The sequence below is a fragment of the Cryobacterium sp. PH31-L1 genome (assembly GCF_030063145.1).
Classification (GTDB): domain Bacteria; phylum Actinomycetota; class Actinomycetes; order Actinomycetales; family Microbacteriaceae; genus Cryobacterium.
This window is the reverse complement of record NZ_JASISM010000003.1, coordinates 69,896-96,594: the sequence shown is the minus strand read 5'-3', so window position 1 is coordinate 96,594 and position 26,699 is coordinate 69,896. Positions and strand designations below refer to the sequence as shown.

The window sequence follows — 26,699 nt, the reverse complement described above, 5'->3', positions numbered from 1 at the left end:
GGAAAAGATGGATTTCGGAGCAGTACTTCAAACCAACCCGCCGTCGGCGCGCACCGTGCAACTGGCCAAACTGGCCGAGGCCCACGGGTTCAGCCACGTCTGGACCTTCGACTCGCACCTGCTCTGGCAGGAACCGTATGTGATCTACAGCCGCATCCTGGCCGAAACCAGCAAGATCATCGTCGGCCCCATGGTCACCAACCCGGCTACCCGAGACTGGACCGTCACGGCGTCGACCTACGCGACCCTCAACGAGATGTACGGCAACCGCACCATCTGCGGCATCGGCCGTGGCGATTCGGCGGTGCGCACCACCAACGGTGCACCGACCACCCTGAAGACCCTGCGCGAGTCGATCCACGTCATTCGCGAGCTCGCCAACTCCCGCCCCGTGGAGTACAACGGTGCCACGGTGCAGTTTCCGTGGAGCCGCGGCTCCACGCTGGACGTCTGGGTCGCCGCGTACGGCCCGCTCGCGCTCAAGCTCGCCGGTGAGGTGGGCGACGGCTTCATCCTGCAGATGGCCGACCTCGACGTGGCCAAATGGATGATCGAAAGCGTGCGCACCGCAGCCTCCAACGCCGGCCGTGACCCGCTGGCAATCAAGTTCTGCGTCGCCGCCCCCGCCTATGTCGGTTCGGACTGGGAGCACATGCGCGACCAGTGCCGCTGGTTCGGTGGAATGGTCGGCAACCACGTTGCCGACATCGTCGCCAAGTACGGCGCCGATTCGGCCGTGCCGAAGGCACTCACCGATTACATCAAGGACCGCGAGGGCTACGACTACAACCAGCACGGCAAAGCCGGAAACGAGCACGCCGCCTTCGTGCCCGACGATATCGTCGACCGGTTCTGCCTTCTGGGAACGGCCAAGGACCACATCGAGAAGCTCGAGGCACTCAAAGACCTCGGCGTCGACCAGTTCGCCGGCTACCTGCAGCACGACAACAAGGAAGAAACCATGCGTGTCTACGGCGACACCGTCATTCCGGCACTGACCGATTCCATCACGGCCAAGAAATAAGCGGATGCCCACCCAGACCGAGCAGACCGCCCCGTCCCGGCGGAGAGCAGTCCCAGTGCGTCGCGACGCGCACGTGCACCCGCGCCTGCGCGGTGGCCTGTTCGGCCTGGCCGGCCTCGTACTGCTCGCCCTCATCTGGGAGCTCTACAAGGCGCTCGGCCCGGTCGATGGTGTCGTCATCGGCACGCTCACCGTGCTGCCGCGCACGACCGACCTCGCCATGCCGCACCTCTGGGTCATGTTTGATCGGCTGTTCGAGCCGGTGACGGGTGCGGCATCCGCTTTGCCGTTGTGGCAGGCGGTGTCGCAGGGCTCGCTGTTCACCCTGGGCATTGCCGCGGTCGGCTGGCTGGTCGGGGTGACTGTGGGGCTCGCGCTCGCGCTGCTGATGCAGCGTTTTCGCCTGGCCGAGTCGGCCATTCTTCCGTGGATCATTCTGAGCCAGACCGTGCCGCTCATCGCGATCGCTCCACTGGTGCGGCGCTGGGGCGCGCAGATCCAGTTCGGCGATTTCACCTGGGAAAGCTGGATGTCGGTGGCCCTGATCGCCAGCTACCTCGCGTTCTTTCCGGTGTCGATCGGCGCCCTGCGCGGCCTCGCCTCGCCCGACGCCAACCACGTCGACCTCATGCACTGCTACGCGGTCGGCTGGTGGAAGACGCTCTGGCGGCTGCGCCTGCCGGCCAGCGTCGGCTATCTGTTGCCGGCTCTGCGCCTGGCCGCGGTCAGCGCTGTCGTCGGCAGCGTCGTCGCCGAGGTGTCGATCGGGCTGCGCGGCGGCATTGGCCGGCTCATCGTGGAGTACGCCGGCGCGGCCGGCAACGACCCGGGCAAGCCCTGGGCGCCCATCTTCGGATCGATCTTGGTCGGCCTCGTCGCCGCCGGCTTTGTGGGCCTGATCGGCCTGTTCCTTCGTCGTTTTCGCAGGGGAGAGGCCTCAGCATGACTACCACCACTAGCTTCGCCGTCGACGTGCCCGCAGTGAACGTGCACGGCGTCAGCCGCATCTTCGCCGCCCGCAAGGGTCCAGGTGTCACCGCCCTCGACGACGTGAGCCTTACGGTCGCGCCCGGCGAATTCGTCAGCCTGATCGGGCCAAGCGGATGCGGCAAGAGCACGCTGCTGAGACTCATCGCCGACCTCGACGTTCCCACGAGCGGCAGAATCGAGGTGTTCGGCAAACCGGCCAGGCAGGCCCGCATCGACCAGGACTACGGCATCGCCTTCCAGCAGGCCGGCCTGCTGCCGTGGCGCACGGTGGCCGGCAATATCGAGCTGCCGCTCGAGTTGCACGGGGTCGGCAAGGCGGCGAGGCGCCGCCGTGCCGCTGAACTGATCGCGTTGGTCGGGCTCTCCGACTTCGCGGCGCACTTTCCCGACCAGCTCTCCGGCGGTATGCAGCAGCGCGTGGCAATAGCGCGCTCGCTCGCCGAAAGCCCCAGCCTGCTGCTTATGGACGAACCGTTCGGCGCCCTCGACGAGATGACCCGCGAGCGCATGCAGAATGAACTCGTGCGCATCTGCGCCGAAACCCAGGCCGCCGTGGTCTTCGTCACCCACTCCATTCCCGAAGCGGTGTTTCTTTCCAACCGGGTGGTGGTGCTGGAGCCGCGGCCCGGACGCATCCGTTCGATTGTGAGCGTTGGTCTTGGCGCTCCGAGTGGCCGCGGCGAAGACCTGCGCGAAGACGAGGGCTTCTTTCGCTCCCTCAGCGAGGTTCGCGACCTGCTGCACGGCGATGAAGCCGCCGGTGCCAGCCCGGCCGGCGCTCGCGGGGTCGAGACGCGATGAGAACGGCCCAGCCGGGACTGGTTCAGACCGTACTCGCCCCAATCGTGTTCGGGGTGGCCGTCATCCTGCTCTGGCAGGGCTTGGTCACCGGGCTGGCGATCAAGGCGTTCATTCTTCCGGCACCGTTTGCGATCGGCGCCGAATTCGCCGGCAACCTGAACAACGTCGCCGGCGGAATGGCGGTCACTGGCCGTAACTCCCTGATCGGCCTGGTCATCGGCGCCCTGATCGGCATTGCGCTGGCGATCGTGGCAGCACTCGCCCGCCTGCTCGATGAGATGGCCGCACCGATCGTCGCAGCCCTCTCGGTGGTTCCGATCGTGGCGCTCGCGCCGGTGCTCTATACGATGTTCGGTGCGGGCGCCGAGACCGCCCGGCAGCTGGTCGCTGCGCTCGCCGTGTTCGTGCCGGTCTACTTCAACACCCTCAAGGGCCTGCGCCAGGTGCGCCCGGTGGACCGCGATCTGATGCGCGCCTACGCCGTCACCAGCTGGCAGGCGACCCGCGCGGTCACCCTGCCCACCGCGCTGCCGTTCGTCTTCACCGGCCTGCGCATCGCATCGTCGCTCGCCGTGATCAGCGCCCTGATCGCCGAGTACTTCGGCGGACCGGTCGGCGGCCTTGGCAAATCGATCACCTCGGCCGCGTCGAGCAGCAACTACGGGCTGGCCTGGGCCTACGTGCTCGGCTCGATCATTCTCGGACTCGCTTTTTACTGTGCAGCTCTCATCGTGGAGAAGCTCGTCACCCGCCGTTCCGGCGGCTAGACCATCCACCCCACCACCCACAGCAACAGTAACCAAGGAGGCACCATGAAACACCGCATCACATGGCTTGGCGCAATCACGGCCGTCGGCGCTCTCGTTCTCTCAGGCTGCAGCACGGCGAGCACTGCTCCCTCAACGGATGCCGCCGGCGATCTCACCCCGATCACCCTGCAGCTGCAGTGGTTTGCGCAGGCCCAGTTCGCCGGTTACTACGCCGCGCTCGACCAGGGCTACTACGAAGACGAAGGCCTCGACGTGACCATCGACGAGGGTGGCTCCGACATCGTGCCGCAGGACGTACTCGCCGCCGGTGACGCCGACTACGCCATCTCCTGGGTGCCGAAGGTGCTCGGCTCGATCGAGCAGGGCGCCAACATCACCGACGTCGCCCAGATCTTCGAGCGCAGCGCCACCACCCAGATCTCGCTCAAGGACAAGGGCATCACGACCGCGGCGGACCTTGCGGGCAAGAACGTCGGCAGCTGGGGCTACGGCAACGAGTGGGAACTGTTCGCCGGCATGCAGAAAGCCGGCGTTGAGCTCGGCGACATCAACCTCATTCAGCAGGCGTTCGACATGACCGGATTCCTCGCCGGCGATATCGCTGCCGCCCAGGCCATGACCTACAACGAGTACGCCCAGGTTCTGGAAACCATCAACCCCGACACCGGCGAGCTGTTCCAGCCCGAGGAACTCAACGTCATCGACTGGAACGACGAGGGCACCGCGATGCTCCAGGACTCCATCTGGGCCAACGCCGACAAACTCGACAGTGACGCCGACTATGCCGACAACACGGTGAAATTCATCAAGGCGTCGATCAAGGGCTGGATCTACGCGGCCAACAACCCGTCGATCGCGGCCGGTATCGTCACGGCCGCCGGTTCGACCCTCGGGGAGAGCCACCAACTGTGGATGACCAACGAGGTCAGCAAGCTCATCTTCCCGTCGACCAACGGCGTCGGAATGATCGATGAAGCGGCCTGGGCCAACACGGTCGATATCGCTATGAACACCAAGAACGAAACCGGCGCGACCATCATCACCACGGCTCCGCCCGCCACCGCCTACTCCAACGAGTACGTCACCAAGGCGCTCGATGAGCTGAAGGCTGACGGCGTCGATGTCATGGGCACCGACTGGAAGCCCACCGAGGTCACCCTCAACGAGGGCGGCAACTAGCAGCTGAACCGGCCGGGCGGCCCTGCACGGGCCGCCCGGCGCACAATTTTTCCTATTCACCCACTTCCAACAGAAAGCCAGCGATATACGTGACTGACACCAGCACACAAACTCTCAACGCGCACACCAGCGAACTCGACCGGGCGCACGTATTCCATTCCTGGTCGGCACAGGCAGCATTGAAGCCGCTCGTCATCGCCGGCGGGTTGGGCTGCCGCGTCTGGGATCATGACGGGCGCACCTATCTCGACTTTTCGAGTCAGTTGGTGAACCTGAATATTGGCCACCAGCATCCGGCCGTCGTGAAAGCCATCACCGAGCAGGCCGCGCTCCTGACGACCATCTCGCCGGCCACGGCGAACCTGGCCCGCGGCGAGGCGGCCAAGCGCATCACCGACCGGGCCCCGGCCGGATTCAACAAGGTGTTCTTCACCAACGGTGGAGCGGATGCGAATGAGAACGCCATGCGCATGGCCCGTCTGCACACCGGCCGCGACAAGGTGCTCTCGCTCTACAAGTCGTATCATGGCAACACCGGCGCGGCGATCGTGGCGACCGGCGACTGGCGTCGCATCCCCAACGAATATTCGCGCGGCCACGTGCACTTCTTCGGCCCGTTCCTCTACCGCAGCGAATTCTGGGCGACGACCGAGGCTGAGGAATGCGCCCGCGCGCTGCACCACCTCGAACGGGTCATTCAGAGTGAAGGGGTGGCGTCGGTCGCCGCCATTCTGCTCGAGTCGATTCCCGGCACCGCCGGAATCATGATGCCGCCGGCCGGCTACCTGCCCGGGGTGCGCGCGCTCTGCGACAAGTACGGCATCATGCTCATCCTCGACGAGGTCATGTGCGGCTTCGGCCGCACGGGCAACTGGTTCGCCTTCCAGGCCTATGACGTCGTGCCCGACCTGATCACCTTCGCCAAGGGCGTCAACTCCGGCTACGTGCCCACCGGCGGTGTGATTATCTCCGATGCAATCGCTGCGACCTTTGACGAGACGGTCTTTCCCGGCGGGCTGACGTACAGCGGGCATCCGCTCGCCATGGCGTCGATCGTCGGCACCCTCGATGCGATGGCAGACGAGGGCATCGTCGAGAACGCCGCCCGCATCGGCCGTGATGTGCTCGAGCCGGGCCTTCGCGAGCTGCAGGCCAAGCACCCGATCATCGGCGAAGTGCGCGGTGTCGGCGTGTTCTGGGCGCTCGAGCTGGTCGCCGACCCCGAGACCCGTGAGCCGGTGAGCGCCGCCGTCATGGCCCGGGTGAAGGCCGAACTGCTCGGCCGCGGCCTGCTGCCGTTCCTCATGGAAAACCGTATCCACGTCGTGCCGCCGTGTGTCGTCACCGACGCTGAGGTGGCCGAAGCGCTTGCCACCTACGACGAGGTGCTCAGCCTCGACCTGCTTTCCTGACCGCTCCAACCATTAAGGACGCATCACCCATGACCGAAGTTCCCACCATTCAGCACTACATCGACGGCACCGCTGCCGCCGGTACCTCGACCCGCACCGCGCCCGTCTTCAACCCCGCCACCGGCACAGTCGCCAAAAACGTGCTGCTGGCGAGCGCCGCCGACCTCGACGCAGCCGTCGCCGTCGCCCAGGCCGCCTACCCGGCCTGGCGCGACACGAGCCAGGCTCGCCGCCAGACCATCATGTACAACTTTCGCGAGTTGCTGAACGCGCGCAAGGGCGACCTGGCCGATATCCTCACCGCCGAACACGGCAAGGTGACCTCCGACGCGCTCGGCGAGATCATTCGCGGCCTCGAGGTCGTCGAATTCGCCCTCGGAATGCCGCACCTGACCAAGGGCGAGTACTCCGAGAACGTCTCGACCGGCGTCGACGTGTACTCGATTCGCCAGTCGCTCGGCGTGGTCGGCATCATCAGCCCGTTCAACTTTCCGGCGATGGTGCCGCTCTGGTATTTCCCCATCGCGATCGCGGCCGGCAATACCGTCGTGCTCAAGCCGAGCGAGAAAGACCCTTCGGCGTCGAACTGGCTCGCCGAGCTGTTCACCGAGGCCGGCCTGCCTGCCGGTGTGCTCAACGTCGTGCACGGCGACAAGGAGGCCGTCGACGCGCTGCTCGTGAACCCCGACGTGCAGGCGATCTCCTTCGTCGGTTCCACCCCGATCGCCCGCTACATCTACGAGACCGCGGCCAAGCACGGCAAGCGCGTGCAGTCCCTCGGTGGCGCGAAAAACCACATGCTCGTGCTGCCTGACGCCGACCTCGACCTGACAGCGGATGCCGCCGTCAACGCCGGGTTCGGATCCGCCGGTGAGCGCTGCATGGCCATCAGCGTCATCGTCGCCGTGGAGCCCGTGGCTGACGAACTCATCGCAAAGATCGCCGAGCGGGTCAAGGGCCTCACGGTCGGTGACGGCACGCGCGGCTGCGACATGGGACCGCTGATCACCAAGGTGCACCGCGACAAGGTCGCCGGCTACATCGACATCGCCCAGGCCGACGGCGCCGACGTCGTCATCGATGGCCGCGGCGTGAAGGTTGATGGTGACCCCAACGGCTTCTGGCTCGGCCCGACCCTGTTCGACAAGGTCAGCGTCGACTCCGCCGTGTACCTCGACGAGATCTTCGGACCGGTGCTGTCGATCGTGCGCGTGGCCAGCTACCAGGAGGGCCTCGACCTCATCAACGCGAGCCAGTACGGCAACGGCACCGCCATCTTCACCAACGACGGCGGGGCCGCTCGCCGGTTCCAGAACGAGGTGCAGGTCGGCATGGTCGGCATCAACGTGCCGATTCCGGTGCCGGTCGCGTACCACTCGTTCGGCGGCTGGAAGAACTCGCTGTTCGGTGACGCAAAGGCCTACGGCCCCGCGGGAGTGAACTTCTACACCCGGGAGAAGGCGGTCACGAGCCGTTGGCTCGACCCGAGCCACGGAGGAATCAACCTGGGCTTCCCCCAGAACCAGTAGTTCTCCAGGCAGTTCTCGCCGGTCGGCGGTGGCGGGGCCATCCGCTCCCCGCTCAAACATTCAGGTGTTCCGGGAATCCGCGAAAGGCATGCGGATGCCCCGGAACACCTGAAAACTCGCAACTCCGCGGAAAACCCCGCCACCGCCTGGACTCTGGGGGACCTCGTTGCTGGGTCTTGCTACTGGGCCGTGTGGGACTGCTGCACTCTCGCGGCTTCGGATTTCAGGGCTTCGATGACGGTGCGCACGGCCAGGCGCTCGGCTCGGTCGGGGCGCATCAGAGCCACAATCTGTCGCTCCGACTCGATGCCGCGCAGTGGCTTCAGTACGAGTCGACCGGGCTGCCCGCCGCCGGAGGTGTACCGGGGCACGAGGGCGATGCCGAGCCCGGCGATCACGAACGATTCGATCAGCGCAAGGTCAGCGAAGCGCTGTGACATGGACAGGCGGGCGCCGGCCTCCTGCTCGATCGCGTGCAGAATGCGCTCGAACGGGTAGCCGTCGGTCACGCCGATCCAGGTCTCGCCGATGAGGTCGCTGGGACGCACCCAGGCGCGATCGGCGAGCGGATGCCCGACGGGCAGTCCCACATCGAGCGGCTCGGTCATGAGTGGAACAACCGTGAGGCCACGACCGGCCCAGGAGAGCTGGCCGCTCATGGAGTGGGCGAGCACAATGTCGTACTCGGCCGTGAAGGCGGGAAAGTCGCGTAGCTCCGGGTCTTCATCGGCGCAGTTGAGCACGAGGTCCGGCCCGAGAATCTTGATGACGCCGGGCAGCAGCATTTGGCCGGCGGTAGGAAAGGTGACCAGGCTCACTTCACCCGAGGCGTGGTTGCGGAATTCGTCCCAGAGTGCGGTCGCTTTCGCGAGTGACACCGCGACGTCCGCTGCGCTGCGGGCGAGGGCGCGGCCAGCCGAGGTGAGCACGAGTCCGCGACCATGACGCTGGGTGAGCGGTAAGCCGGCCTCGCGTTCGAGCACCTTGAGCTGCTGGGAGACGGCCGACGGGGTGCGGTGGGTGGCCAAGGCGACCGCCGTAACGCTGCCGCGGTCGGCGAGTTCGCGGAGCAGTTCGAGTCGTTGCACGTCCATGTAGCCAACCTACACAATGCATGCAGAATAATGCGATTGTGCTGCACGGTTAGGGGTGGTCAAATGAGAGGGTCACACACGAGCAATGTCGCCTCCGTGCCGGGCCACTCCATCTCCTTCGAAAGGCATCTCGTGATCATCCTCATCGCCATCCTGCTCGTTGCCGTTGTTTCCATCACCGCTCTCGTCATCGAGGTGCGCCGCGATGGCTACCGTCAGACCGAGCGTCGCAACCTGGTTCGCATCTTCTAGCCGGAGAATCCCGGCTACGCACGGCCGAGTCGGAGCCCAAGCGCCGGCTTGCCTCCATCGACGCCCGGGCCACCAGAGGGCCGAGGCGGTCAACGTCTTCGGGCGTGACCCGCTGGGTGGGAAAGCCCAAGCCCATCGCACCGGCCAGTTCGCCCATGTGTGTGAACACGGGTGCGCTGATTGAGCCCACGCCGAGGTTGCGCTCGCCGAAGGCAGCGAAGTAGCCCTGCTTGCGGGCGACCTCGACTTGAGCGTCCAGGGTTGCCAAATCGGCCGGGGTGGAAGGCGTGAACGCCTCAAGATTGGATTTCTCGAGGGCGGCACGGGCATCCGGATCGAAGGCGAGAAAAATCTTGCCGGGAGCGCCAGCGTGCAGAGGCATGACCATTCCGACCATGAACGGTCGGATCACCACGTGCCGAGTCTCGGCTACGGCCACGATGGTGCGGAAGGCGCCGTCGCGAACATAGAAGCATGCCGTCTCGCCGGTCTCGTCCCGCAGGTCCTGCAGCACCGGCTTCACGAGCTGTACTGCGTCGAGGCCGAGAGTTCCGGGCGCAGCCCAGCGCACCACTGCGATTCCAATGCGGTACCGATCCTGATCGCGATCAAGTAGTCCCTCATGCACCATGTCCTGCACGAGACGCTGGCAGGTGCTCGACGGCAGGCCGGTTTTCTTGATCACCTGCTGCAGGGTGAGTTCGGGTGCATCCACCCGGAAACAGTTGAGAATCTCGGTGATTTTGTGCAGCACCAGTGTGGGTGACCGGCGACTGACCTGTTCCGTTGACACGATCGTTGCTCCTACTTCTGTGCTGGGTCCGTCGACTCCAGAGTAGAGCCGTGCCGGCCCTGACGGGTGCCAGCGTCTTGACAGAACCCAACGTAACCCACAGGATGGGACTGTGACCTGTCTGATGGGTTGCAATACTCAACTCGCTCAGCCCCGCACACAACGACGCGGAGACAGCAATGACACGGTCCAACCTCACAACGGACGCCATGATGACTGCTAGCCGGCTCGGCTCCTCGCGCATCGGCCTTATCGTCCCGAGTTCCAACACAACTATGGAAACCGAGCTTCCGGAACTCTTTCGACGCCAGACCGCGGCAACCGGCCACACCTACACCTTTCATTCCGCCCGCGCCGCACTGAAAAACGTGACGACAGAGGAATTACTCGCTATGGCCTCGAAGGCCGCCGACTGCGCCACGGCCGTCTCCGACGCCGACGTCGACGTGATCGCGTATGCCTGCCTCGTAGCCGTCATGGCGCAGGGCCCCGGCGCGCACGAGCCCGCCGAGAACGTTATCCGCCAGGCGGCGACCGACAACGCTCACGCGGCCGAGGTCACGAGCAGTGCCGGTGCTCTCGTTCGCACCCTGCAGCAGCTCGGCGCCCGCCGCGTGGTGATGGTGGCCCCGTACATGGAACCGCTCACCCAAATGGTGAGCGACTACATCGAGGGAGCGGGTATCGAGGTACTCGACACCGTGAGCCTGGGCGTGGACGACAACCTTGCCGTGGGCTGCCTCAATCCGCTTGATTTGCCCGAGTTCGCGCGCAACCTGAAGCATGAGGGAGCCGACGTTATCGTGCTGTCAGCCTGCGTGCAGATGCCTTCCCTTCCCGCCGTGCAGGCGGTCGAGGACGAACTCGGCCTGCCGGTGATCACCGCGGCGACCGCGACCACCTGGGAAATCCTCCAACTACTCGGCCACACCCCGGCGATACCGAACGCCGGCGGGCTGCTGGCCGGCACACTTACATCTCTGGCTCCGCGCATTCGCACCAACGCGTAGGGCACGCGCATGTCTATCCCACTCCTCGCGTTCCTCGTGTTGATCGCGGCCTTCGCCATCGGCTCGTTCTCCAAGATCAACGCCGGCCTCATCGCGCTCGTAGCGGCCTTCGGCGTCGGCACGCTCGTGGCCGGTCTGCCCATCACTGAAGTGACCAACGAGTTCCCGTCCGGCTTGTTCTTCGTTCTCGTGGGAGCAACCCTGCTTTTCGCCATTGTGCGAATCAACGGAACGATCGACCTCCTGGCGTACTGGGCCGAACGCCTCGCGGGCGACCGCAAGGTGCTGGTACCCGTGCTCATGTTCCTGCTCACGGCCGTGCTCGCCACGGCGGGCGCCTTCACCCCAGCCGCGATCGCTATCGTCGCTCCGGTAGCGCTTGCCCTCGGTAGCCGCTTCGGAATCAGCACGCTGGCCATGGGCCTCGTGGTGGTGCAGGGCGCCAATGCCGGCGCGTTTTCGCCGGTCAATCCGTTCGGCGTGCTCGCGAACGTGATGCTCGACGATGCCGGTGCCAGCGGCGACTCGCTCAAGCTCTTCATCTATTGTTTCGTGTTCAACGCGCTACTTGCCGTCGTTGCGTACGCGGCAGCGCAGAAGATCATGGGAAAGCGTCTTAGCCGTGCGACCGAGTTGTCGAGCGGAGGTGCCAGCGAGATCGTGACGGGTTCCGGCGGAACCGCCCCTGGAACTCGGGCAGGAACATCCACTCTCACCCGTCCGGTGAAGACGGCACCGGTGAAGGTGGCCGCGACGCCGATTCGAATTCTCACCCTTGCCGGCCTCGGGGTGATGCTCGTGCTCACCACCGTGCTCGGTATCGATGTGGGGGTGGCGTCGTTCGTGGTCGCTCTCGCGCTCATAGTGGTGAATTCGAGCGTTCAGAAGGCGGCAGTGGAGAGCATGCCCTGGTCGGCCATTCTGCTGGTCACCGGGATCGTCACCTACGTCGGCATGCTCGAAGCCATCGGCGCGCTCGAGGAACTGCAGAACGGCATCGCCGGACTCGGTAACAGCTCGCTCGCGGCCCTCGTGACGAGCTACGTCGTAGCGATTGTCTCGGCGTTCGCATCGACCACCGGCACCCTGAGCGTGATCAGTCCGCTCGTCACGCCCATCGCAATCGATCCGCTGCTCAGCCCCATCGGCGTGATTACGGCAATCGCCATAAGTTCCTCCGTGGTGGATGTCAGCCCCATGTCTACGAGCGGCGCATTGCTCATGGCCAGCGCCCCGCCCAAAGACGAGCGCCTGTTCTTTCGCGCTCTGCTGGTCTGGGCTGTCGTCATGATCGCCGTCGTGCCCGTGCTGGTGTGGTTCTGCTTTGTGCAGCTCGGCATCAGCTAACTCAGACCCTCCCTCGAAAGGTTTTCATGACTGAATCCGCCGTTCTCGCGCCCACCACCCTGGCGTGGATCACGCGCCTGATTGCTTTTGACACCACCAGCCGCAATTCGAACCGGGAGTTGATCGACGTGATCGACGCGGAGTTGCGGGTGCGCGGGCTGGAGCCGCAACTCGTGCCCAACTCCGATGGTACGAAGGCCAATCTCGTTGTCACGATCCCGGCTCACGATGGGTCGACGTCGGGTGGCGTGATGCTTGCTGGCCACACCGATGTGGTTCCAGTGGACGGACAGGCGTGGAGCAGCGATCCGTTCACCGCTGAGGTGCGCGAAAACCGGCTCTATGGCCGGGGCGCCGCCGACATGAAGGCGTTCACCGGTGTCATTCTGTCGTTATTGCCCGAGTTTCTGGCCCGGCCGCTGGCAACACCGTTACACCTCGCGTGGACCTACGACGAAGAGGTGGGATGTCACGGGGCCATCACCCTGCTGGCCGACCTGGCCGCGCGGGACATCCGCCCAGACATCTGCGTGGTGGGGGAGCCGACCAGCATGCGGGCGGTGTCGGCGCACAAGAGCAGCCACCTGTATCGGGTGAGTTTCACCGGGCTGGCCTCGCACTCCTCCAACACTCCCAATGGCGTCAACGCCATCGAGTACGCGGCCAGGGCCATCGCGTTTATTCGCTCGATCGCCGACGAGCATCGAATGAACGGGCCCTTCGATGCAAGCTTCGAAGTGCCATACACAACCATTAACGTGGGCACGATTTCGGGCGGAGCGGCCGTGAACACGGTCGCCGAGCGATGTGACTTCGAGTTCGAATTTCGCGCGATTCCGGGAGTATCCACCTCGGCCATCTTTTCCCGCATCGAAGATTTCGTGCTCGGGGAGCTGCGCACGGCGATGCGTGCCGAACACTCAATCGCCGACGCGTCGTTCGCTCCGATCGGCGCCGTTCCCGCCCTCAGCGCAGCCGGAACCGGCACCGCGCTGCAGCTGGTGCACGATCTCACGGGAAGAAATTCTGAAGAAACCGTCGGTTACGGCACCGAGGGTGGCCTGTTCCAACTGGCCGGAATCGACACCGTGGTCTGTGGCCCGGGCAGCATCCGTCAGGGTCACACCGCCAACGAGTACATCGACCTGGCGCAAATCAATGCCTGTGAAGATTTCATGCGCGCGCTCGCTCGGCACCTCGCGCACCAGCACTGACCACACCCCCTTCTCCACAGAAAGAACTCTCATGACCGATGCGTCAGCACGCCCCGCCGTTTCCGGCAGGTCTCAAACGGATGACCCCGCCCTCGCCGAGAGGCGCAGGCAGGCCCGCAAGGCGGTCGTGGCCGCATCCATTGGCAACGGGCTGGAATGGTTCGACGTGATCGTCTACGGCACCTTCGCCGTGACCATCGCGAAATTGTTCTTTCCCACGGCCGACGAGACGGCGTCGCTGCTGCTCGCCTTCGCGTCGTTCGGTGTCTCGTTCATCATGCGGCCGCTCGGCGGCATCCTGATTGGGCGCTATGCGGATCGCGCCGGCCGCAAAGCTGGCATGCTCGTATCCATCTCTGTCATGTTCCTCGGCACGCTCTTGATCGTGCTGGCGCCCACGGCTGCCATGATCGGCGTGGCAGCGGCAGTCATCATTCTCGTGGCCCGGTTGCTGCAGGGCTTCGCCGCCGGCGGGGAGTTCGGCACCGCTACCGCGTTCCTCATCGAGTACGCACCGCACCGTAAAGCCTTCTACGGAAGCTGGCAGGTGGCCACGCAGGGTGCTGCCATGCTGCTCGCCGGGCTATTCGGATTCTTCCTGAACAATTTCCTGAGCCAGCAGAGCTTGGAAAGCTGGGGCTGGCGCATTCCCTTCATTTTCGCGCTCCTCATCGGGCCGGTGGGTTGGTATATCCGCTCAAAGATGCAGGACACCCCGGAATTCCTCACCATGACGCCGTCCGCATCGCCGCTGAGAGAGACCTTCATCGCGAATGCCGGACGCCTTTGGACAATGGTGGGCGTCGTGGCACTCGGGTCGGTAGGTATCTACATTGCCCTGTTTATGCCGACGTACGCCATCGTTAACCTGGGCATGCCCACCGAGGGGGCGTTGTCTCAACGCTCGTATTCGGCGTGGTGATGAGCGTCGGCTCGCCGTTCATCGGTAAGCTCGCCGACCGGGTGGGGCCGGCCAGGGTTATGACTTGGGCCGCCACGGGGACGCTGATGCTCGGCATTCCCCTGTTCATTCTGCTCAACCAGTTCCCCACGCTCCTCGTCATGATCGGCATCGAGCTGATTCTAGGAGTGCTGGCCACGGCGTACTTCGCTCCGCTGACGGCGATCATGTCGGCGATGTTCCCCGTGCAGATCCGCACGACGGGGTTGTCGCTCGGTTACAACATTGGCGTGACCGTGTTCGGCGGATTCGCACCGTTCATTCTCACGTTCCTCATCAGCACGACCGGTTCGCTGCTCGTGCCGGGGTATTACCTCGTGGCGATCGCGGCCCTGTCCCTCGGGAGCATCGTGGTGTCGCGTCGAGTGTTTCAGCAGCGGTAAACGGAGGCTGGCCCGGTTGCGCCCGAAAACTCGACCACCACGTGAAAAAGCCTTCTTTTGTCACGCCTGTTGGCGACCACGTTCGGCCGGGTGGGCATGCCCTAAACTGGCGGGTGTGACTGATACACGGCAGAAACTCATCGACTTCATCTCGGCCGAGGCCGTTTTTCACGGGGACTTCGTTCTTACGAGCGGCAAGAGGGCCACGTACTACGTGGACCTTCGCCGGGTGAGTCTCGACCACCGGGTGGCCCCGCTGATCGGGCAGGTCATTCTCGATCTCATCAAGGACGTGCCCGATGTCGTCGCCGTCGGCGGCATGACCATGGGCGCCGACCCGATCGCCGCCGCCGTCATGCACCAGGGCGCGGCCCGCGGCGCGAACTACGACGCCTTTGTCGTGCGTAAGGAGCCGAAAGACCACGGCCGAGGTCGCCAGGTTGAAGGCCCCGACCTCGCCGGCAAGCGCGTGATCGTGCTCGAAGACACCTCCACCACCGGCGGGTCGCCGCTCGCCGCCATCGAAGCCCTGCTCAAGGTGGGCGCGATCATCGCCGGAGTCGCCGTCGTCGTCGACCGCAACACCGGTGCTCGCGAAATCATCGAGGCCGCCGGCTACCCCTATTACGCCGCGATCTCCCTTGAGGACCTGGGGCTCAACTAGTGGTCTCAGACGACGACGAGCGAGGAATCGACTGGCTCGCGTCGCAGCTCGACCCGGAAACCGCCGGTGCCGGCACTGACTCGCCGGACGACTCTGCTGCCGAAGCTACAGACGACGCCAAAACGGATGTTGCCAAAACGGATGCCGCCGCGCCGGATGTCGCCGCACCCACGAGCCGCTTTGGTCGCCGCGCGCGTCGCGCCAAGGCGGCAGTGGCTGAGCCCGAGGTCGTTGAGCCCGTTGTCCCGGCGGTCCCGGCAGTTCCGGCCGGGCCAGCTCCCTGGTGGACCACCCCGCTGCCGCAACCGGTCGAAGCTGAGGTCGACGCTGCTGACGCTGCTGACGCTGCGGAGGACGCTGCACCGGCCACTCCCGCCGGGCACGAAGTCGTTCCGCCACCCCACAGTGAGCCTGTGCTGGACCCGAGGCCGGCTGCAGGGTCCGAACCCGTCACGCCCGCTGCTGTGGTGGCCGCGACCGTGCCAGCGGCTGTCGTACCGGCCGCCGTAGTGCCGGCCGCCAGCGAAGTGGCCGCCGTTGAATCGGCAGCCGCCGAGCCCGACACGGGCGGTCCGGTGACGGTCGCCCCGGCAACGGCAGAGCTTGGTGCTGCTGAGCCTGTTGCGTCCGAGCCCGTAACGGCCGAGGCCCCCGCTGCCGAGCAGCTCGCTCCGCCGGCCGTCATCGCGGGTGAGCTTCTCGAACAGCAGGCGACGGCCGCAACCGAGCTGCTGCCGGTCTCTGCAACGGATACTCGCGTGCCCCACGTGGGGGCGAGCATCCGCTTAGCCGATGCCGATGCCGACGCCGACGCCGAGGCCAGCACCGACCGGCCCAGGAACACCGAGGCGCCGAATCGCCACCGGTCCCGGCGAGTCCTTGCCGAGGGAACGCAAGCTGCCCTGGTCTGGACCGCCGTCGGGCTGCTTGCCCTCATCGTGCTGGTGGGCCTGTTCTATCTCGGACAGCGGCTGGTCGCGAGTCCGGTAGCGGCTCCGGCGCCGACCCAATCCGCGACGCCGACGCCCACTCCAAGCCCCACGCCCACGCCGATCCCAGAGGTCACCGCGGTCCAGGCCGCCGGTGCACACGAGTGGAACACCCTGTTCGGTGGCGAGTGCCTCGAACCGTATGTCTCGCCGTGGGAGGAAGAGTTCACGGTCGTCGACTGCGCCGTCGCGCACACCGCCCAGCTGGTCTACCGCGGCAGCTTCGGCGGCGATGCGACCACCGTGTTTCCGGGGGAGGCGGCGCTCGCCGCTCAGATCAACCTGCTCTGCACGGCACCCGGCATCCTCGACCTGAACGCCGCTGGCACCTACCCGAACCTGCAAATACAGGGCAGCTACCCGATCACCGACGAACAGTGGGCCACCGGCCCGCGCAACTACTACTGCTTCGTGAGCCGTGCCTCGGCCGAACCGCTGGCCGCGACCATCATGGGTGCCGGCCCGGCCGCCTGATCGTGGGCTCGGCCGGCTGCAGGCGCGAGCGGATGCGGCCGGCAGGCCAGCCGCCGCATCAGCTTCTTCCAGCCCGAAGCAGGGCTAGAGTGCGGTGTAGCCGCCATCGATGACGATGGTAACTAGCGCATCACGTCCGAAGCGACGACCACATTTCACTGAGGTGACCGGCCCGCTAGCGGGGTCGACTCCTCCATCGCGCTCTTCATTGTTAGGGTGCCTAACGCTGGCTCTATCGTCTCCGGGCGAGCATTACTTTTCAGTCCCCACGAATCACATCCATTTCAGAGAGAAGACTAGTCATGGCCAGTTCACCCACGCTCCCGGCGACAATGCGAACGAGCGTTCTGCTGAAGCAACGAGACTTGACGATCGAGGACCGTGCCGTACCCACGGCCGGCGCCGACGAGGTGCTCGTGAAGGTCGCCGCGGTCGGCGTCTGCGGCTCCGACGTGCACTACTACCGCGAGGGCCGAATCGGCGACTTCATCGTCGATGCCCCCCTGGTTCTGGGCCATGAGCTCAGCGGCACGATCGTGGCCGTCGGAGTGGATGTCGACCCCGCTCGGGTGGGGGAGCGGGTCGCCGTGGAACCGCAGCGCGCCTGCCGCCTCTGTCGGGAATGCCGTGCGGGCCGGTACAACCTGTGCTCGAAGATGGCATTCTACGCAACCCCGCCCATCGACGGTGCCTTCTGCGGCTACGTGACGATCCAGACCGAATTCGCCCACGCTATTCCTGATTCAGTCTCGTTCGAGGCTGCCGCCCTGCTGGAGCCGCTCTCGGTTGCCATCGCGAGCATCCGCAAGGCTGGTATCGTCCCCGGGTCATCGATTCTCATCGCCGGTGCCGGCCCGATCGGCATCATCACCGCCCAGACCGCGCGGGCCTTCGGCGCGAGCGAGATCATCGTCTCCGACCTGATCGCAGCCAAGCGTGAGCGTGCGCTGAAGTTCGGAGCCACCCGGGTCATCGACCCCGTGGCCGAAGACCCGGCAACGCTGGGCCTTGACGTGAACGCGTTCATCGACGCCAGCGGTTCCGCGCGGGCCGTGGACAGTGGCATCCGCTCGGTGCGGCCAGCCGGCACGGTCGTTCTGGTGGGGCTCGGCAACCCCGAGATGATCCTGCCGGTGTCGCAAATTCAAAACCTGGAATTGACCGTCACCGGCATTTTCCGCTACGTGGACACCTGGCCGACCGCTATCCACCTGGTCGCCTCCGGACAGGTCGACCTCGACTCGCTCGTGACCGGCAAATTCGACCTGGAGCATGTAGCAGAAGCCCTCGACAGCGATCGGAACGAAGACAGCCTCAAGTCCATCGTCTACCCGAACTAGTCCCGAGAGAAACGGAGCACCACCATGAATGTATTCAGCCTCGAAGGAAGAACAGCCCTGGTCACCGGCGGCAACCAAGGGCTCGGCAAGGCCTTCGCGTTCGCGCTGGCCCAGGCTGGCGCCCGCGTCGCAATCGCCGGGCGAAGCGCCGAACGCAACGCCGCCGTTGCGGTGGAGGCGAAGGCTGCCGGGCATGACTTCGTCACTATCCAGGCCGACATCACCAAAGACGACCAGGTCGCCCGCATGACCGAGGAAGCCATCACCGGCCTCGGCACGATCGACATTCTCGTGAACAACGCCGGCACCTGCTACCACGCACCGGCCTTCGACGTCACCGACGACGAATGGGCCGCGGTCTGGGACCTCAATGTTCGCGCGCTCTGGAAAGCGAGCCTGTCGGTTGGTGCCCACATGCGCAACGAGGGCAAGGGCTCCATCGTCAACATCGGCTCGATGTCGGGGATCATCGTCAACCGCCCGCAAATGCAGCCCGCGTACAACGCCTCGAAGGCGGCCGTGCACCATCTCACCAAGTCTCTGGCGGCCGAATGGGCCCCACTCGGAATCCGCGTGAACGCGGTCGCCCCCGGCTATGTCAAGACCGAGATGGCACCGGTCGACCGGCCCGAATTCCAGCGTTACTGGGTTGAAGACGCACCGCAGCAGAGGTTCGCCCTGCCCGAGGAGATCGCGCCCTGCGTAGTCTTCCTGGCCAGCGAAGCAGCGTCGTTCATCACCGGTTCCGTGCTCGTCGCCGACGGCGGGTACACGGTCTACTGATCATGGCAGCCGTCAGCGACCGTCGCGTCGTGGTCAACTCCGCCAACGACGTCGTGCTCGAAAATATCGAAATACCCGTTCCCGGCGCCACCGAGGTGAGTGTGCGCTCGACCGTGGTGGGAATCTGCGGGTCGGACATGCATGCCGCGCACGGGAAGCATCCGTTCATGTCGTTGCCGTTTCGGCCGGGCCACGAGGTCGTCGGCATCGTCTCTGGCGCGGGAGTGGTTGTTGACCCCGCATGGATCGGCACTCGCGTCGTGATCGAGCCCAACCTGTAGTGCGGAACCTGCGACCAGTGCGCCGCCGGTCGGTGCAACATCTGCGCGACCCTCGACGTGTTCGGCTGCCAGACGCCGGGCGGAATGGCCGACCAGTTCGTCATTGACGTCGGTCGAATCATCACCCTGCCCGACGACCTGTCCGACCTGGAAGCCGCCCTGATTGAGCCGCTGTCGACGCCCGTGCACGCTGTGCGGCGGGCCGGTGACCTCACAGGAAAGCGCGTCGTGGTGCTCGGAGCCGGACCGATCGGACTCTTCGCGACCCTGGCCGGGCTGCAAGCCGGCGCTGCGACGGTCGTCGTCGCGGATCTGCTCGACACCAAGCGTGCCAGGGCCGAGCGCCTCGGTGCCAGCGGCAGTTTCGACTCCAGCGCAGCGGATGCCGCGGAGCAGGCACGTGCGCTGCTCGGCGGTCCGGGCGAGCGGATGCTGCCGGCGCGGCGGGCAGGCCAGCCGCGCATGCGGCGTTGGCCAGCCTAGAGCGGCCGTGAGCGTGAAAGAGCCGAGAATGCGCGGGCTCGTGGCTGAGTTCCGAATTGCGTCGGGTCTGACGCAGCACTTCTGTGAGCGACGCCCGGGCCCCGTCCACGGGCCCACTTTATAAACTGGGCCCGTAAACGCAATATGGGCCCGGCTCCACGTACAGCGGCGTGGGTCGATAGCAGTCGGCCACAATGGCACTTCGTGTACAATTTGTAGTCAAAAATTCATTGAAGACTTCGAATTTTGATTCAGGAATCCATTGTCCGGTCAGGACCGCCGTACACCTCAATCGCAATGATTCATTACCTGAGTAACCCGGTGCTGCAGGCGCCGAAGTCCTAGAGTTCGTCCCGAACCATTTCTGAGTTTCTCTCGCTTTTGTGTTCTATTGGCGGTAGAATGGGTGTCAAGGAGGCAATGGCGCCCATGTTCATGGAAAACCCGAGCGAGTCCGGTTCGAACCCCGTCATTGTGGCGGTGGAGCAGGCTCGGGATGCATTGCTGGCGGCGTTGGGCGGGGTGTCGTTCGGGTTGCTGGGCGATGAAGAATCCCTGACCGTGCTGCTGGCGCTGGAGAGCGTGGGCCGGGTCGTTGACGGTGCCCGGGTGCTCTCCACGACCGACGTGCTGCGCCGCTCCGAATACTTTGATGCTGCCGCAGCGAAAGCCGCAGCCCAGGCGGCTGTTGATCAGAGTGCCGCCGCCCCGGGCGGTGCGGGTTCGAACAGTGCTGGTGCGGACAGTGCTGGTGCGGACAGTGCTGGTGCGGACAGTGCTGGTGCGGACAGTGCTGGTTCGGACACTGCTTCTGCGGAATCTGTGCCCCTTGAGGCTGCTGCTGCGGCTGCTGCGGCCTCGCCGAGCGTGGCGGGTGCCGCGGCGGCTCTGGCTGCGCCGACGCTGGCCCGTCGGCTGGGCTGCCGCAGCGGCGTCGAACTGGTCTGCACCCTCGCCCGACTCTCCCGCAGCGAGGTGCGTCAGCGGTCCGCGCTCGGTGAGAAAGCCGGCCAGCGGATGCTACTCGGCCGCCCCCTCAGTCCCACCTATTCTGTTCTCGGGAAGGCGCTGCAGGGCGGGGAGCTCGGGCTGGAGCAGGCCCGCGTGATCGTGCAGGTGCTCGACGGCCTGCGCTTCGAGGTGTTGCCCCCGGACCTCGACCGGGTCGAACGCTCCCTCGTGGCGAGCGGGTCCGGGGCGATCACTCCCGAAACTGAGGGACTGCCCGGTGCCGGCATCGCCTTTGCGCCGGAACTGCTGCGGCAGCAGGGCATCCAGTGGAAGGCGCGCCTCGCCCCCGACGGCACCGCACCCGGCGAAACCCCCACCGAACGGCGCAGCTGGCTCACCTTCGGCGGCCTAGCCAACGGCGGCTATAGCTTGAACGGCTGGTTCACCACCCTCGACCGCGCCATCATCGGCAACGTCTTCGATGCGTACCTGTCCGCCGCGGCGGCCAACCCGGTTCCCGGCGCCGACAGCGCCGCGACCCGGGCGACCGGCACCACCTCTGGCACGGCGTCCGGCACGAGTCGAGTTTCCAAGACCACTCCGCGGGCGCGGGTCGCGTTCCGGGAGACCGAACCCGATCACGCCACCACAAACGACAATGACAAGAACGGCGAGACCGAAGCTGGGGTCTACGGCGCGCACATCGGTATCGACGGCCAGAACCGTCAGGGCAACCAAAACTACGACAACGAAGCGGCACAAGAAGCGACCAGCGAGGCGAGTGAGGCAGGTCCAGAAAGCGAGGCAGGCGACACGCTCGGCACCGACCCACCCGACCCACTCAGCTCCGACCCACTCAGCTCCGACCGGCTCAGCTCCGACCGGCTCAGTTCCGACCGGCTCAGTCCGTGCCCGCAGCAACCCGACGACACCCGCTCCCGCAGTGAAAAACGAGCCAGCATCCTGCGCGCCGTGTTCGAAGGCGCCGCCCGGCACCCCGGCACCCCCACCATGGGCGGAGCCGCCCCCACCGTGCTCGTACACATCAACATCAACGACCTCCTCGACGGCCGCGGCACCGGCTGGATCGACGGCATCGACGGACACCTCACCACCAGCCAAGTCGACGAACTGATCTGCGCCGGCGGCTACCAACCCGCGCTGTTCGGCCAGAACGGCCAAATCCTAAACTTCGGCCGCAGCAACCGGTTCTTCACCGCCACCCAACGCCGAGCCCTCGCCGCCCGAGACGGCGGCTGCGTCATCCCCGGCTGCACCGTGCCACCACACCTGGCACAAGCGCACCACGTCATCCCCTGGCAAAAAGGCGGCCCGACCGACATCGACAACGCCGTGCTGCTCTGCAACGCCGGCCATGCCAGCATCGACACCTCCGGCTGGGAGATCGACATGCGCGACGGCCGCCCCTGGATCCGCGGCCCGCTCGTATTCGACCCCACCCAAACCTGGCGCCCCGCCGGCCAAAACCGCGCCGCCACACCCGCCGAGAAACCCCACTGGGACAAGTAGCGCGAACTGCACTCGGCCGACGGAATGGCTGGGCACCGCAGACAGCCACCGCGGGACTACGGCGGTCTCGACAGGACTGTCTCTTAAACGGTGTTTCTGGCCTGACGCGCTGGACTTGGGTCTGGCGGGAAAACCGTGCAGCCAGCCGACCGTGCAGCCAGCCGACCGTGCAGCCAGTCGACCGTGCAGCCAGTCGACCGTGCAGTCAGCCGACCGTGCAGTCAGTCGACCGTGCAGTCAGTCGACCGTGCAGTCAGTCGACCGTGCAGTCAACCGACCGTGCACCTCAACTGCGACCGTGCACCTCAGCTATGCGGGTGGGTCGACGCCGACAGAACCCGCAGGGGGCGGCATCCGCTCTCTGGCGCAGCGAGTGTGCACGAGCGAGCGCTTGTGGAGGAGCCGCCTAGATCTCGTCGCTCTCGATGAGCTCGGTCGAGAGCAGCTCGTGCACGCCGGCCACGATCTCGTCGGGCCGAAACGGGTAGCGGTTGATTTCGGCCTCGTCGCTGATGCCGGTCATCACGAGAATCGTGTGCAGCCCGGCCTCGATGCCAGCGACGATGTCGGTGTCCATGCGGTCGCCGATCATGCCGGTATTCTCCGAGTGCGCGCCGATCCTGTTCATCGCGGAGCGGAACATCATGGGGTTGGGTTTGCCGACAACGTAGGGTTCCATGCCGGTGGCCTTGGAGATCAGTGCCGAGATCGCGCCGGTCGCCGGCATCGGGCCGTCTTTGCTGGGCCCGGTCGCATCGGGGTTGGTCGCGATGAATCGCGCCCCGCCGAGTATCAGCCGGATCGCCTTGGTGATCGCCTCGAACGAGTAGTTGCGCGTCTCGCCGACGACCACGTAGTCGGGGTCGGTCTCGGTCATGATGAACCCTGCCTCGTGCAGCGCGGTCGTGATGCCGACCTCACCGATCACGAACGCCGTGCCGCCGGAAACCTGCGACTTGAGAAAGTCCGCCGTGGCGAGGGCGGAGGTCCAGATGCGATCCTCCGGCACGTTCAGTCCGCTCGAACGTAGCCGCGCGCTCAGGTCGCGTGGCGTGAAAATGGAGTTGTTGGTGAGCACCAGAAACGGCGTGCCCGAGTCGGTCCACTGCTGGAGCAGCTCGGCAGCCCCGGGAAGGGCCTGGTTCTCGTGTACGAGCACACCGTCCATGTCGGTGAGCCAGCATTCGATCTCGTCGCGTCGTGCCATCAGGCGCTCCTTTTCGTCGTGTTCAGCCTAGCCGCGCGAAGTTTCCCCACGGTTACGGGTTGGCTCACAATAAGCGGATGCCGCCGCGTGCGACAACCCGCCCGCTCAGGCGGTCACCCAAATCGACGCGGCCGCAGCGGGCGTGACCAGTCGACTCTGGCCGTCCGCTAGAACGATGGTGAGGGGCGCTGCCAGGGTGAACTCCGTGCCCGGCCCGATCAGGTCGGCGGCGAGCTCACGCAGCACGACCGGGTCGCGGTCGCTGATGCGCAGCACGGCAGCCCGGTGCCCGACCGTGGCGTCGGCCAGCAGCACGGCCGGCGGCCGCAGCACGGTGCCATCGGCGGCCGGAATCGGGTCGCCGTGCGGATCGTGTGCCGGAAATCCGAGGCGCGCGTTGATGGCTTCGAGCAGGCGGTCCGAGATAGAGTGCTCGAGAATCTCGGCTTCGTCGTGTACCTGGTCCCAGTCGTAGCCCATCTCGCCGACTAGCCAGGTCTCGATCAGGCGATGCCGGCGCACGACGGCGGTCGCGCGCAGCCGGCCGGCATCCGTTAGTGCCAGCGGACCGTAGGGAACGTGGGTGATGAGCCCACTCGCGGCGAGCTTCTTGACCATTTCGGTAACGGATGACGGTGCCACACCCAGTCGCACGGCCAGCGCCGACGGGGTGATCAAATCCGTCTGCCACTCGGTGTGGGCATAGATGGTTTTGAGGTAGTCCTCGGCCGCGCCGGTCGTGTGCGTCATATCTGTTTCAGGGTATCCGGGTCAAGCGCCGGTGAACACCAGTACGAGCAGCACCACGTTCAGCGCCACCAGCGCCAGAGCGCAGACCACTCCGGCAGCGGTCGTGAACCAGCGATTGGTGAAGGTTCCCAGCAGGCCGCGCTGGGCGGTGAGCCAGACCAGCGGAATCAGAGCGAACGGAATACCGAACGACAACACGACCTGGCTGAGCACGAGCGCCTGCGTGGGGTCGAACCCCACCCCGAGAATGAACAGCGCCGGAATCAGCGTGACCAACCGGCGCAGCAGCAGCGGAATGCGCACCTGGAGCAGGCCGTGCATAATCTCGGCTCCGGCATAGGCGCCGACCGAGGTCGAGGCCAGGCCGGAGGCGAGCAGTCCAATGGCGAACGTCGTCGCGATCGCCGGCCCGAGCGTGTCCCTGAGCGCGACGTAGGCACCCTGCAGGGTGTCGGTTCCGTCCACACCCTGCAAAGCGGATGCCGCCAGCAGCAGAATCGCCAGGTTCACCGTTCCGGCGATCGCCATGGCTATGGTGACGTCCCACTTCGTGGCCCAGAGCAGGCGACGCGTGGCCACGATGCCCTGCCATTCCGGAAACCGGTCGCGGGTGAGGGAGGAATGCGCGTAGATGGCGTGCGGCATGATCGTGGCACCGAGGATGGACGCGGCGAGCAGTACCGAGTTCGAGCCCTCGAAGCGGGGCACCATTCCGGCGAGCACGCCACCGGCCTCCGGGTGAGCGAAGAACACGCCTGCTGTAAAACCCACGGTGATGATGAGCATGAGCGCAATGATGACGCGCTCGAAGATGCGCGGCCCCCGTCGAGAATGCACCATGAGCACGACCATGGAGATGGTGCCCGTGATCACGCCGCCCCAGATGAGCGGCAGGTTGAACAGCAGATTGAGGGCGACCGCGCCGCCGATGATCTCGGCGAGGTCGGTGGCCATGGCTACGAGCTCGGCCTGGATCCAGTACAGCCTGCGGGCGGTGGGTCGCTTCATGCGCACCCCGAGAATCTCCGGCAGGCTCGCACCGGTGACGATCCCGAGCTTGGCCGAGAGGTACTGGATGAGCCAGGCCATGACGTTGCCGGCCACAACCACCCAGACCAGCAGATAGCCGTAGCGGGCGCCCGCGGTCATATTGCTCGCGACATTGCCCGGGTCGAGGTAGGCGACCCCGGCGACGAGGGCCGGTCCGAGCAGCCAGAGCAGGCGGCTGGAGGCGACCGTGGTAGGAGCGTCCGCCAGCACGCGGTCTGGGGCGGAGGCATCCGTTTTAGACATACCGAAACCATAGCCAGAATTTAGGCAGGCCGAAACCCCAATCTAGGCCGGAGTTGGCAGGATACTGTTGGGTCGTGCCAGAATCTGCAGTCGACAACTCCACGCCAGAGCGCTCCACCTACGGCGTCGGTCCCTGGCTAGGAGAATGGCCGAGCGAAGACCGCTACGACGTTGAGCTACTGCAGCACGGCGACACCCGCAACGTGATCGATCGATACCGCTACTGGAATATGGCCGCGATCGTGGCTGACCTGGACGAGCATCGGCATCCGTTTCACGTGGCCATTGAGAACTGGCAGCACGACATGAACATCGGCTCGATCGTGCGCAGTGCCAACGCGTTCGGCGCCGACACGGTGCACATCATTGGCCGCAAGCGCTGGAACAAACGCGGTGCCATGGTCACCGACCGCTACCAGCACGTGCTGCACCACCCGGATGTCGCCGCGTTCGTCGAGTGGTGTGCGACTGGAGAACTGCCGATTATCGCGATCGACAACGTGCCAGGCAGCGTCATCATCGAGACCTTTACTTTTCCCGAACGCTGCGCGCTACTGTTCGGTCAGGAAGGCCCGGGCCTGTCGGAAGCGGCCATCGCCGCCGCCGATTCCGTCGTGGAAATCAGCCAGTTCGGGTCGACCCGGTCGATCAACGCCTCGGCGGCCGCCGCCGTGACCATGCATGCCTGGGTGGTCCAGCACCGGTTCTGATCTTCACTGGTTTGCGGGCTGAATACGGGCTAGCGTGACGGTATGACTGCGATCACTGACGATCTTCCGGCCCGACTCCTCCACGAAGAAAACGCCGGATGGGAGGCCATTCTGGGCGGGAACGGCGGCGCCTACTACCAGCGCGAGATGACCGACGACGGTCTGATCATTGTGCCGGGCGCCGTCATCACGCGTGACCAGGTCACCGCGTACTTCGATCAGGCGGTGCCGTGGGAGAGCTACGGCATTCACGAACCCGCCATCATCCGCCTCGGCGAACACGCCGGTGTCGTGGTGTACAAGGCGATCGCCCGCCGCGGCGAGGTCGTGGCCGAACTGAACATGTCGACGACCTACCTGTTCGTCAACGGCGGCTGGCGGGTCGCCGCCCGGCAGCAAAGCCAGGCCTAGCCACGTAGGGACTGGCGTTTTAGGCTCATCTGGCCCGTCGCCGGGGCGCCCGGTCTCGGTCTTGGTAGGATTCA

At 65.7% G+C, this 26,699-nt stretch carries 27 protein-coding genes; 22 read left to right on the top strand and 5 right to left on the bottom strand.

From position 1 onward, the window contains the following. The first annotated feature begins 7 nt into the window (after positions 1-7). From QMF22_RS07225 to QMF22_RS07195, 7 genes are all read left to right on the top strand, one after another. The gene (locus tag QMF22_RS07225; RefSeq protein ID WP_283451856.1) at positions 8-1,024 is read left to right on the top strand and encodes a TIGR03842 family LLM class F420-dependent oxidoreductase; all 1,017 of its coding nucleotides are present in this window, start codon (positions 8-10) and stop codon (positions 1,022-1,024) included. 4 nt (positions 1,025-1,028) lie between these two features. Further along, positions 1,029-1,970, top strand: coding sequence for an ABC transporter permease (locus QMF22_RS07220; protein ID WP_283451854.1), 942 nt, complete (start codon positions 1,029-1,031; stop codon positions 1,968-1,970). Beyond that, positions 1,967-2,815, top strand: a complete 849-nt coding sequence (locus QMF22_RS07215; protein WP_283451851.1) for an ABC transporter ATP-binding protein — start codon at positions 1,967-1,969, stop codon at positions 2,813-2,815. Before QMF22_RS07220 ends, QMF22_RS07215 begins: the two co-directional genes overlap by 4 nt. Beyond that, positions 2,812-3,582, top strand: a complete 771-nt coding sequence (locus QMF22_RS07210; RefSeq protein ID WP_283451849.1) for an ABC transporter permease — start codon at positions 2,812-2,814, stop codon at positions 3,580-3,582. Before QMF22_RS07215 ends, QMF22_RS07210 begins: the two co-directional genes overlap by 4 nt. A 45-nt stretch (positions 3,583-3,627) precedes the next feature. Continuing rightward, the gene (locus tag QMF22_RS07205) at positions 3,628-4,764 is read left to right on the top strand and encodes an ABC transporter substrate-binding protein (protein ID WP_283451847.1); all 1,137 of its coding nucleotides are present in this window, start codon (positions 3,628-3,630) and stop codon (positions 4,762-4,764) included. Between the two features lie 89 nt (positions 4,765-4,853). Then, entirely contained in the window at positions 4,854-6,176 is a 1,323-nt protein-coding gene (locus tag QMF22_RS07200) for an aspartate aminotransferase family protein (RefSeq protein WP_283451844.1), read from the top strand. A gap of 29 nt (positions 6,177-6,205) precedes the next feature. Beyond that, complete coding sequence (locus QMF22_RS07195; protein WP_283451842.1) at positions 6,206-7,705, top strand: CoA-acylating methylmalonate-semialdehyde dehydrogenase; 1,500 nt, start codon at positions 6,206-6,208, stop codon at positions 7,703-7,705. A gap of 179 nt (positions 7,706-7,884) precedes the next feature. Here the strand turns inward: QMF22_RS07195 and QMF22_RS07190 are convergent, their stop codons facing one another. Beyond that, a complete protein-coding gene (locus QMF22_RS07190) occupies positions 7,885-8,799 on the bottom strand; it encodes a LysR family transcriptional regulator (RefSeq protein WP_283451840.1) in 915 nt (304 codons plus the stop codon). 63 nt (positions 8,800-8,862) lie between these two features. Here QMF22_RS07190 and QMF22_RS07185 point away from each other — a divergent pair, with 63 nt between their 5' ends. Continuing rightward, positions 8,863-9,051, top strand: a complete 189-nt coding sequence (locus QMF22_RS07185) for a hypothetical protein (RefSeq protein ID WP_283451838.1) — start codon at positions 8,863-8,865, stop codon at positions 9,049-9,051. Here QMF22_RS07185 and QMF22_RS07180 read toward each other — a convergent pair. Further along, complete coding sequence (locus tag QMF22_RS07180; protein WP_283451835.1) at positions 8,987-9,844, bottom strand: IclR family transcriptional regulator; 858 nt, start codon at positions 9,842-9,844, stop codon at positions 8,987-8,989. The genes QMF22_RS07185 and QMF22_RS07180 overlap by 65 nt on opposite strands. Positions 9,845-10,023: 179 nt before the next feature. Between QMF22_RS07180 and QMF22_RS07175 the strand changes: the two genes are divergently transcribed. The 12 genes from QMF22_RS07175 (at position 10,024) to QMF22_RS07125 (ending at position 22,254) form a co-directional block, all read left to right on the top strand. Continuing rightward, complete coding sequence (locus QMF22_RS07175; RefSeq protein WP_283451833.1) at positions 10,024-10,854, top strand: maleate cis-trans isomerase family protein; 831 nt, start codon at positions 10,024-10,026, stop codon at positions 10,852-10,854. Between the two features lie 9 nt (positions 10,855-10,863). Continuing rightward, entirely contained in the window at positions 10,864-12,201 is a 1,338-nt protein-coding gene (locus QMF22_RS07170) for an SLC13 family permease (protein ID WP_283451832.1), read from the top strand. A 26-nt stretch (positions 12,202-12,227) separates the two neighbouring features. Continuing rightward, entirely contained in the window at positions 12,228-13,415 is a 1,188-nt protein-coding gene (gene argE / locus QMF22_RS07165; RefSeq protein ID WP_283451829.1) for an acetylornithine deacetylase, read from the top strand. 31 nt (positions 13,416-13,446) lie between these two features. Next, positions 13,447-14,337 (top strand): MFS transporter, encoded by an 891-nt coding sequence (locus QMF22_RS07160; protein WP_283451827.1) that lies wholly within the window; start codon positions 13,447-13,449, stop codon positions 14,335-14,337. Further along, on the top strand, positions 14,337-14,759 hold the full coding sequence (locus tag QMF22_RS07155; RefSeq protein WP_283451826.1) for an MFS transporter: 423 nt from the start codon (positions 14,337-14,339) through the stop codon (positions 14,757-14,759). The genes QMF22_RS07160 and QMF22_RS07155 overlap by 1 nt, the downstream gene beginning before the upstream one ends. 115 nt (positions 14,760-14,874) lie before the next feature. Next, a complete protein-coding gene (pyrE, locus tag QMF22_RS07150; protein WP_283451824.1) occupies positions 14,875-15,423 on the top strand; it encodes an orotate phosphoribosyltransferase in 549 nt (182 codons plus the stop codon). After that, positions 15,423-16,886, top strand: coding sequence for a hypothetical protein (locus tag QMF22_RS07145; RefSeq protein WP_283451822.1), 1,464 nt, complete (start codon positions 15,423-15,425; stop codon positions 16,884-16,886). The genes pyrE and QMF22_RS07145 overlap by 1 nt, the downstream gene beginning before the upstream one ends. A gap of 302 nt (positions 16,887-17,188) precedes the next feature. Continuing rightward, positions 17,189-18,226: an NAD(P)-dependent alcohol dehydrogenase gene (locus tag QMF22_RS07140; protein ID WP_283451820.1), complete on the top strand. Its 1,038-nt coding sequence runs from the start codon at positions 17,189-17,191 to the stop codon at positions 18,224-18,226. 24 nt (positions 18,227-18,250) lie between these two features. After that, on the top strand, positions 18,251-19,009 hold the full coding sequence (locus QMF22_RS07135; RefSeq protein WP_283451819.1) for an SDR family NAD(P)-dependent oxidoreductase: 759 nt from the start codon (positions 18,251-18,253) through the stop codon (positions 19,007-19,009). 2 nt (positions 19,010-19,011) lie between these two features. Then, the gene (locus QMF22_RS17475) at positions 19,012-19,290 is read left to right on the top strand and encodes an alcohol dehydrogenase catalytic domain-containing protein (RefSeq protein WP_502846918.1); all 279 of its coding nucleotides are present in this window, start codon (positions 19,012-19,014) and stop codon (positions 19,288-19,290) included. A gap of 84 nt (positions 19,291-19,374) precedes the next feature. Beyond that, positions 19,375-19,773 carry a hypothetical protein gene (locus QMF22_RS17470; RefSeq protein ID WP_502846917.1) on the top strand — a complete coding sequence of 133 codons (399 nt, stop codon included), beginning with the start codon at positions 19,375-19,377 and terminating at the stop codon, positions 19,771-19,773. A 420-nt stretch (positions 19,774-20,193) separates the two neighbouring features. Next, positions 20,194-22,254 carry an HNH endonuclease signature motif containing protein gene (locus QMF22_RS07125; RefSeq protein WP_283451817.1) on the top strand — a complete coding sequence of 687 codons (2,061 nt, stop codon included), beginning with the start codon at positions 20,194-20,196 and terminating at the stop codon, positions 22,252-22,254. A gap of 406 nt (positions 22,255-22,660) precedes the next feature. Here the strand turns inward: QMF22_RS07125 and QMF22_RS07120 are convergent, their stop codons facing one another. From QMF22_RS07120 to QMF22_RS07110, 3 genes are all read right to left on the bottom strand, one after another. After that, on the bottom strand, positions 22,661-23,461 hold the full coding sequence (locus tag QMF22_RS07120; RefSeq protein WP_283451815.1) for an HAD-IIA family hydrolase: 801 nt from the start codon (positions 23,459-23,461) through the stop codon (positions 22,661-22,663). A 105-nt stretch (positions 23,462-23,566) separates the two neighbouring features. After that, positions 23,567-24,211 (bottom strand): metal-dependent transcriptional regulator, encoded by a 645-nt coding sequence (locus tag QMF22_RS07115; protein ID WP_283451812.1) that lies wholly within the window; start codon positions 24,209-24,211, stop codon positions 23,567-23,569. A gap of 21 nt (positions 24,212-24,232) precedes the next feature. After that, positions 24,233-25,504 carry an Nramp family divalent metal transporter gene (locus tag QMF22_RS07110; protein WP_283451810.1) on the bottom strand — a complete coding sequence of 424 codons (1,272 nt, stop codon included), beginning with the start codon at positions 25,502-25,504 and terminating at the stop codon, positions 24,233-24,235. A gap of 74 nt (positions 25,505-25,578) precedes the next feature. On the opposite strand from QMF22_RS07110, the gene QMF22_RS07105 reads away from it, so the two are divergent. Together QMF22_RS07105 and QMF22_RS07100 are read left to right on the top strand one after the other, a co-directional pair. Further along, positions 25,579-26,214: a TrmH family RNA methyltransferase gene (locus QMF22_RS07105; protein WP_283451808.1), complete on the top strand. Its 636-nt coding sequence runs from the start codon at positions 25,579-25,581 to the stop codon at positions 26,212-26,214. Between the two features lie 42 nt (positions 26,215-26,256). Then, positions 26,257-26,625 (top strand): nuclear transport factor 2 family protein, encoded by a 369-nt coding sequence (locus QMF22_RS07100; protein ID WP_283451806.1) that lies wholly within the window; start codon positions 26,257-26,259, stop codon positions 26,623-26,625. Positions 26,626-26,699 lie beyond the last annotated feature (74 nt).

What these genes read in the sequence shown, in the direction of transcription:
- QMF22_RS07225 (WP_283451856.1), top strand. Translation starts at nt 8, where the DNA reads ATGGATTTCGGAGCAGTACTTCAAACCAACCCGCCGTCGGCGCGCACC.
- QMF22_RS07220 (WP_283451854.1), top strand. Translation starts at nt 1,029, where the DNA reads ATGCCCACCCAGACCGAGCAGACCGCCCCGTCCCGGCGGAGAGCAGTC.
- QMF22_RS07215 (WP_283451851.1), top strand. Translation starts at nt 1,967, where the DNA reads ATGACTACCACCACTAGCTTCGCCGTCGACGTGCCCGCAGTGAACGTG.
- QMF22_RS07210 (WP_283451849.1), top strand. Translation starts at nt 2,812, where the DNA reads ATGAGAACGGCCCAGCCGGGACTGGTTCAGACCGTACTCGCCCCAATC.
- QMF22_RS07205 (WP_283451847.1), top strand. Translation starts at nt 3,628, where the DNA reads ATGAAACACCGCATCACATGGCTTGGCGCAATCACGGCCGTCGGCGCT.
- QMF22_RS07195 (WP_283451842.1), top strand. Translation starts at nt 6,206, where the DNA reads ATGACCGAAGTTCCCACCATTCAGCACTACATCGACGGCACCGCTGCC.
- QMF22_RS07190 (WP_283451840.1), bottom strand. Translation starts at nt 8,799, where the DNA reads ATGGACGTGCAACGACTCGAACTGCTCCGCGAACTCGCCGACCGCGGC.
- QMF22_RS07185 (WP_283451838.1), top strand. Translation starts at nt 8,863, where the DNA reads ATGAGAGGGTCACACACGAGCAATGTCGCCTCCGTGCCGGGCCACTCC.
- QMF22_RS07175 (WP_283451833.1), top strand. Translation starts at nt 10,024, where the DNA reads ATGACACGGTCCAACCTCACAACGGACGCCATGATGACTGCTAGCCGG.
- QMF22_RS07170 (WP_283451832.1), top strand. Translation starts at nt 10,864, where the DNA reads ATGTCTATCCCACTCCTCGCGTTCCTCGTGTTGATCGCGGCCTTCGCC.
- argE (WP_283451829.1), top strand. Translation starts at nt 12,228, where the DNA reads ATGACTGAATCCGCCGTTCTCGCGCCCACCACCCTGGCGTGGATCACG.
- QMF22_RS07160 (WP_283451827.1), top strand. Translation starts at nt 13,447, where the DNA reads ATGACCGATGCGTCAGCACGCCCCGCCGTTTCCGGCAGGTCTCAAACG.
- QMF22_RS07155 (WP_283451826.1), top strand. Translation starts at nt 14,337, where the DNA reads ATGAGCGTCGGCTCGCCGTTCATCGGTAAGCTCGCCGACCGGGTGGGG.
- QMF22_RS07140 (WP_283451820.1), top strand. Translation starts at nt 17,189, where the DNA reads ATGGCCAGTTCACCCACGCTCCCGGCGACAATGCGAACGAGCGTTCTG.
- QMF22_RS07135 (WP_283451819.1), top strand. Translation starts at nt 18,251, where the DNA reads ATGAATGTATTCAGCCTCGAAGGAAGAACAGCCCTGGTCACCGGCGGC.
- QMF22_RS17475 (WP_502846918.1), top strand. Translation starts at nt 19,012, where the DNA reads ATGGCAGCCGTCAGCGACCGTCGCGTCGTGGTCAACTCCGCCAACGAC.
- QMF22_RS17470 (WP_502846917.1), top strand. Translation starts at nt 19,375, where the DNA reads ATGGCCGACCAGTTCGTCATTGACGTCGGTCGAATCATCACCCTGCCC.
- QMF22_RS07125 (WP_283451817.1), top strand. Translation starts at nt 20,194, where the DNA reads ATGGCGCCCATGTTCATGGAAAACCCGAGCGAGTCCGGTTCGAACCCC.
- QMF22_RS07120 (WP_283451815.1), bottom strand. Translation starts at nt 23,461, where the DNA reads ATGGCACGACGCGACGAGATCGAATGCTGGCTCACCGACATGGACGGT.
- QMF22_RS07115 (WP_283451812.1), bottom strand. Translation starts at nt 24,211, where the DNA reads ATGACGCACACGACCGGCGCGGCCGAGGACTACCTCAAAACCATCTAT.
- QMF22_RS07110 (WP_283451810.1), bottom strand. Translation starts at nt 25,504, where the DNA reads ATGTCTAAAACGGATGCCTCCGCCCCAGACCGCGTGCTGGCGGACGCT.
- QMF22_RS07100 (WP_283451806.1), top strand. Translation starts at nt 26,257, where the DNA reads ATGACTGCGATCACTGACGATCTTCCGGCCCGACTCCTCCACGAAGAA.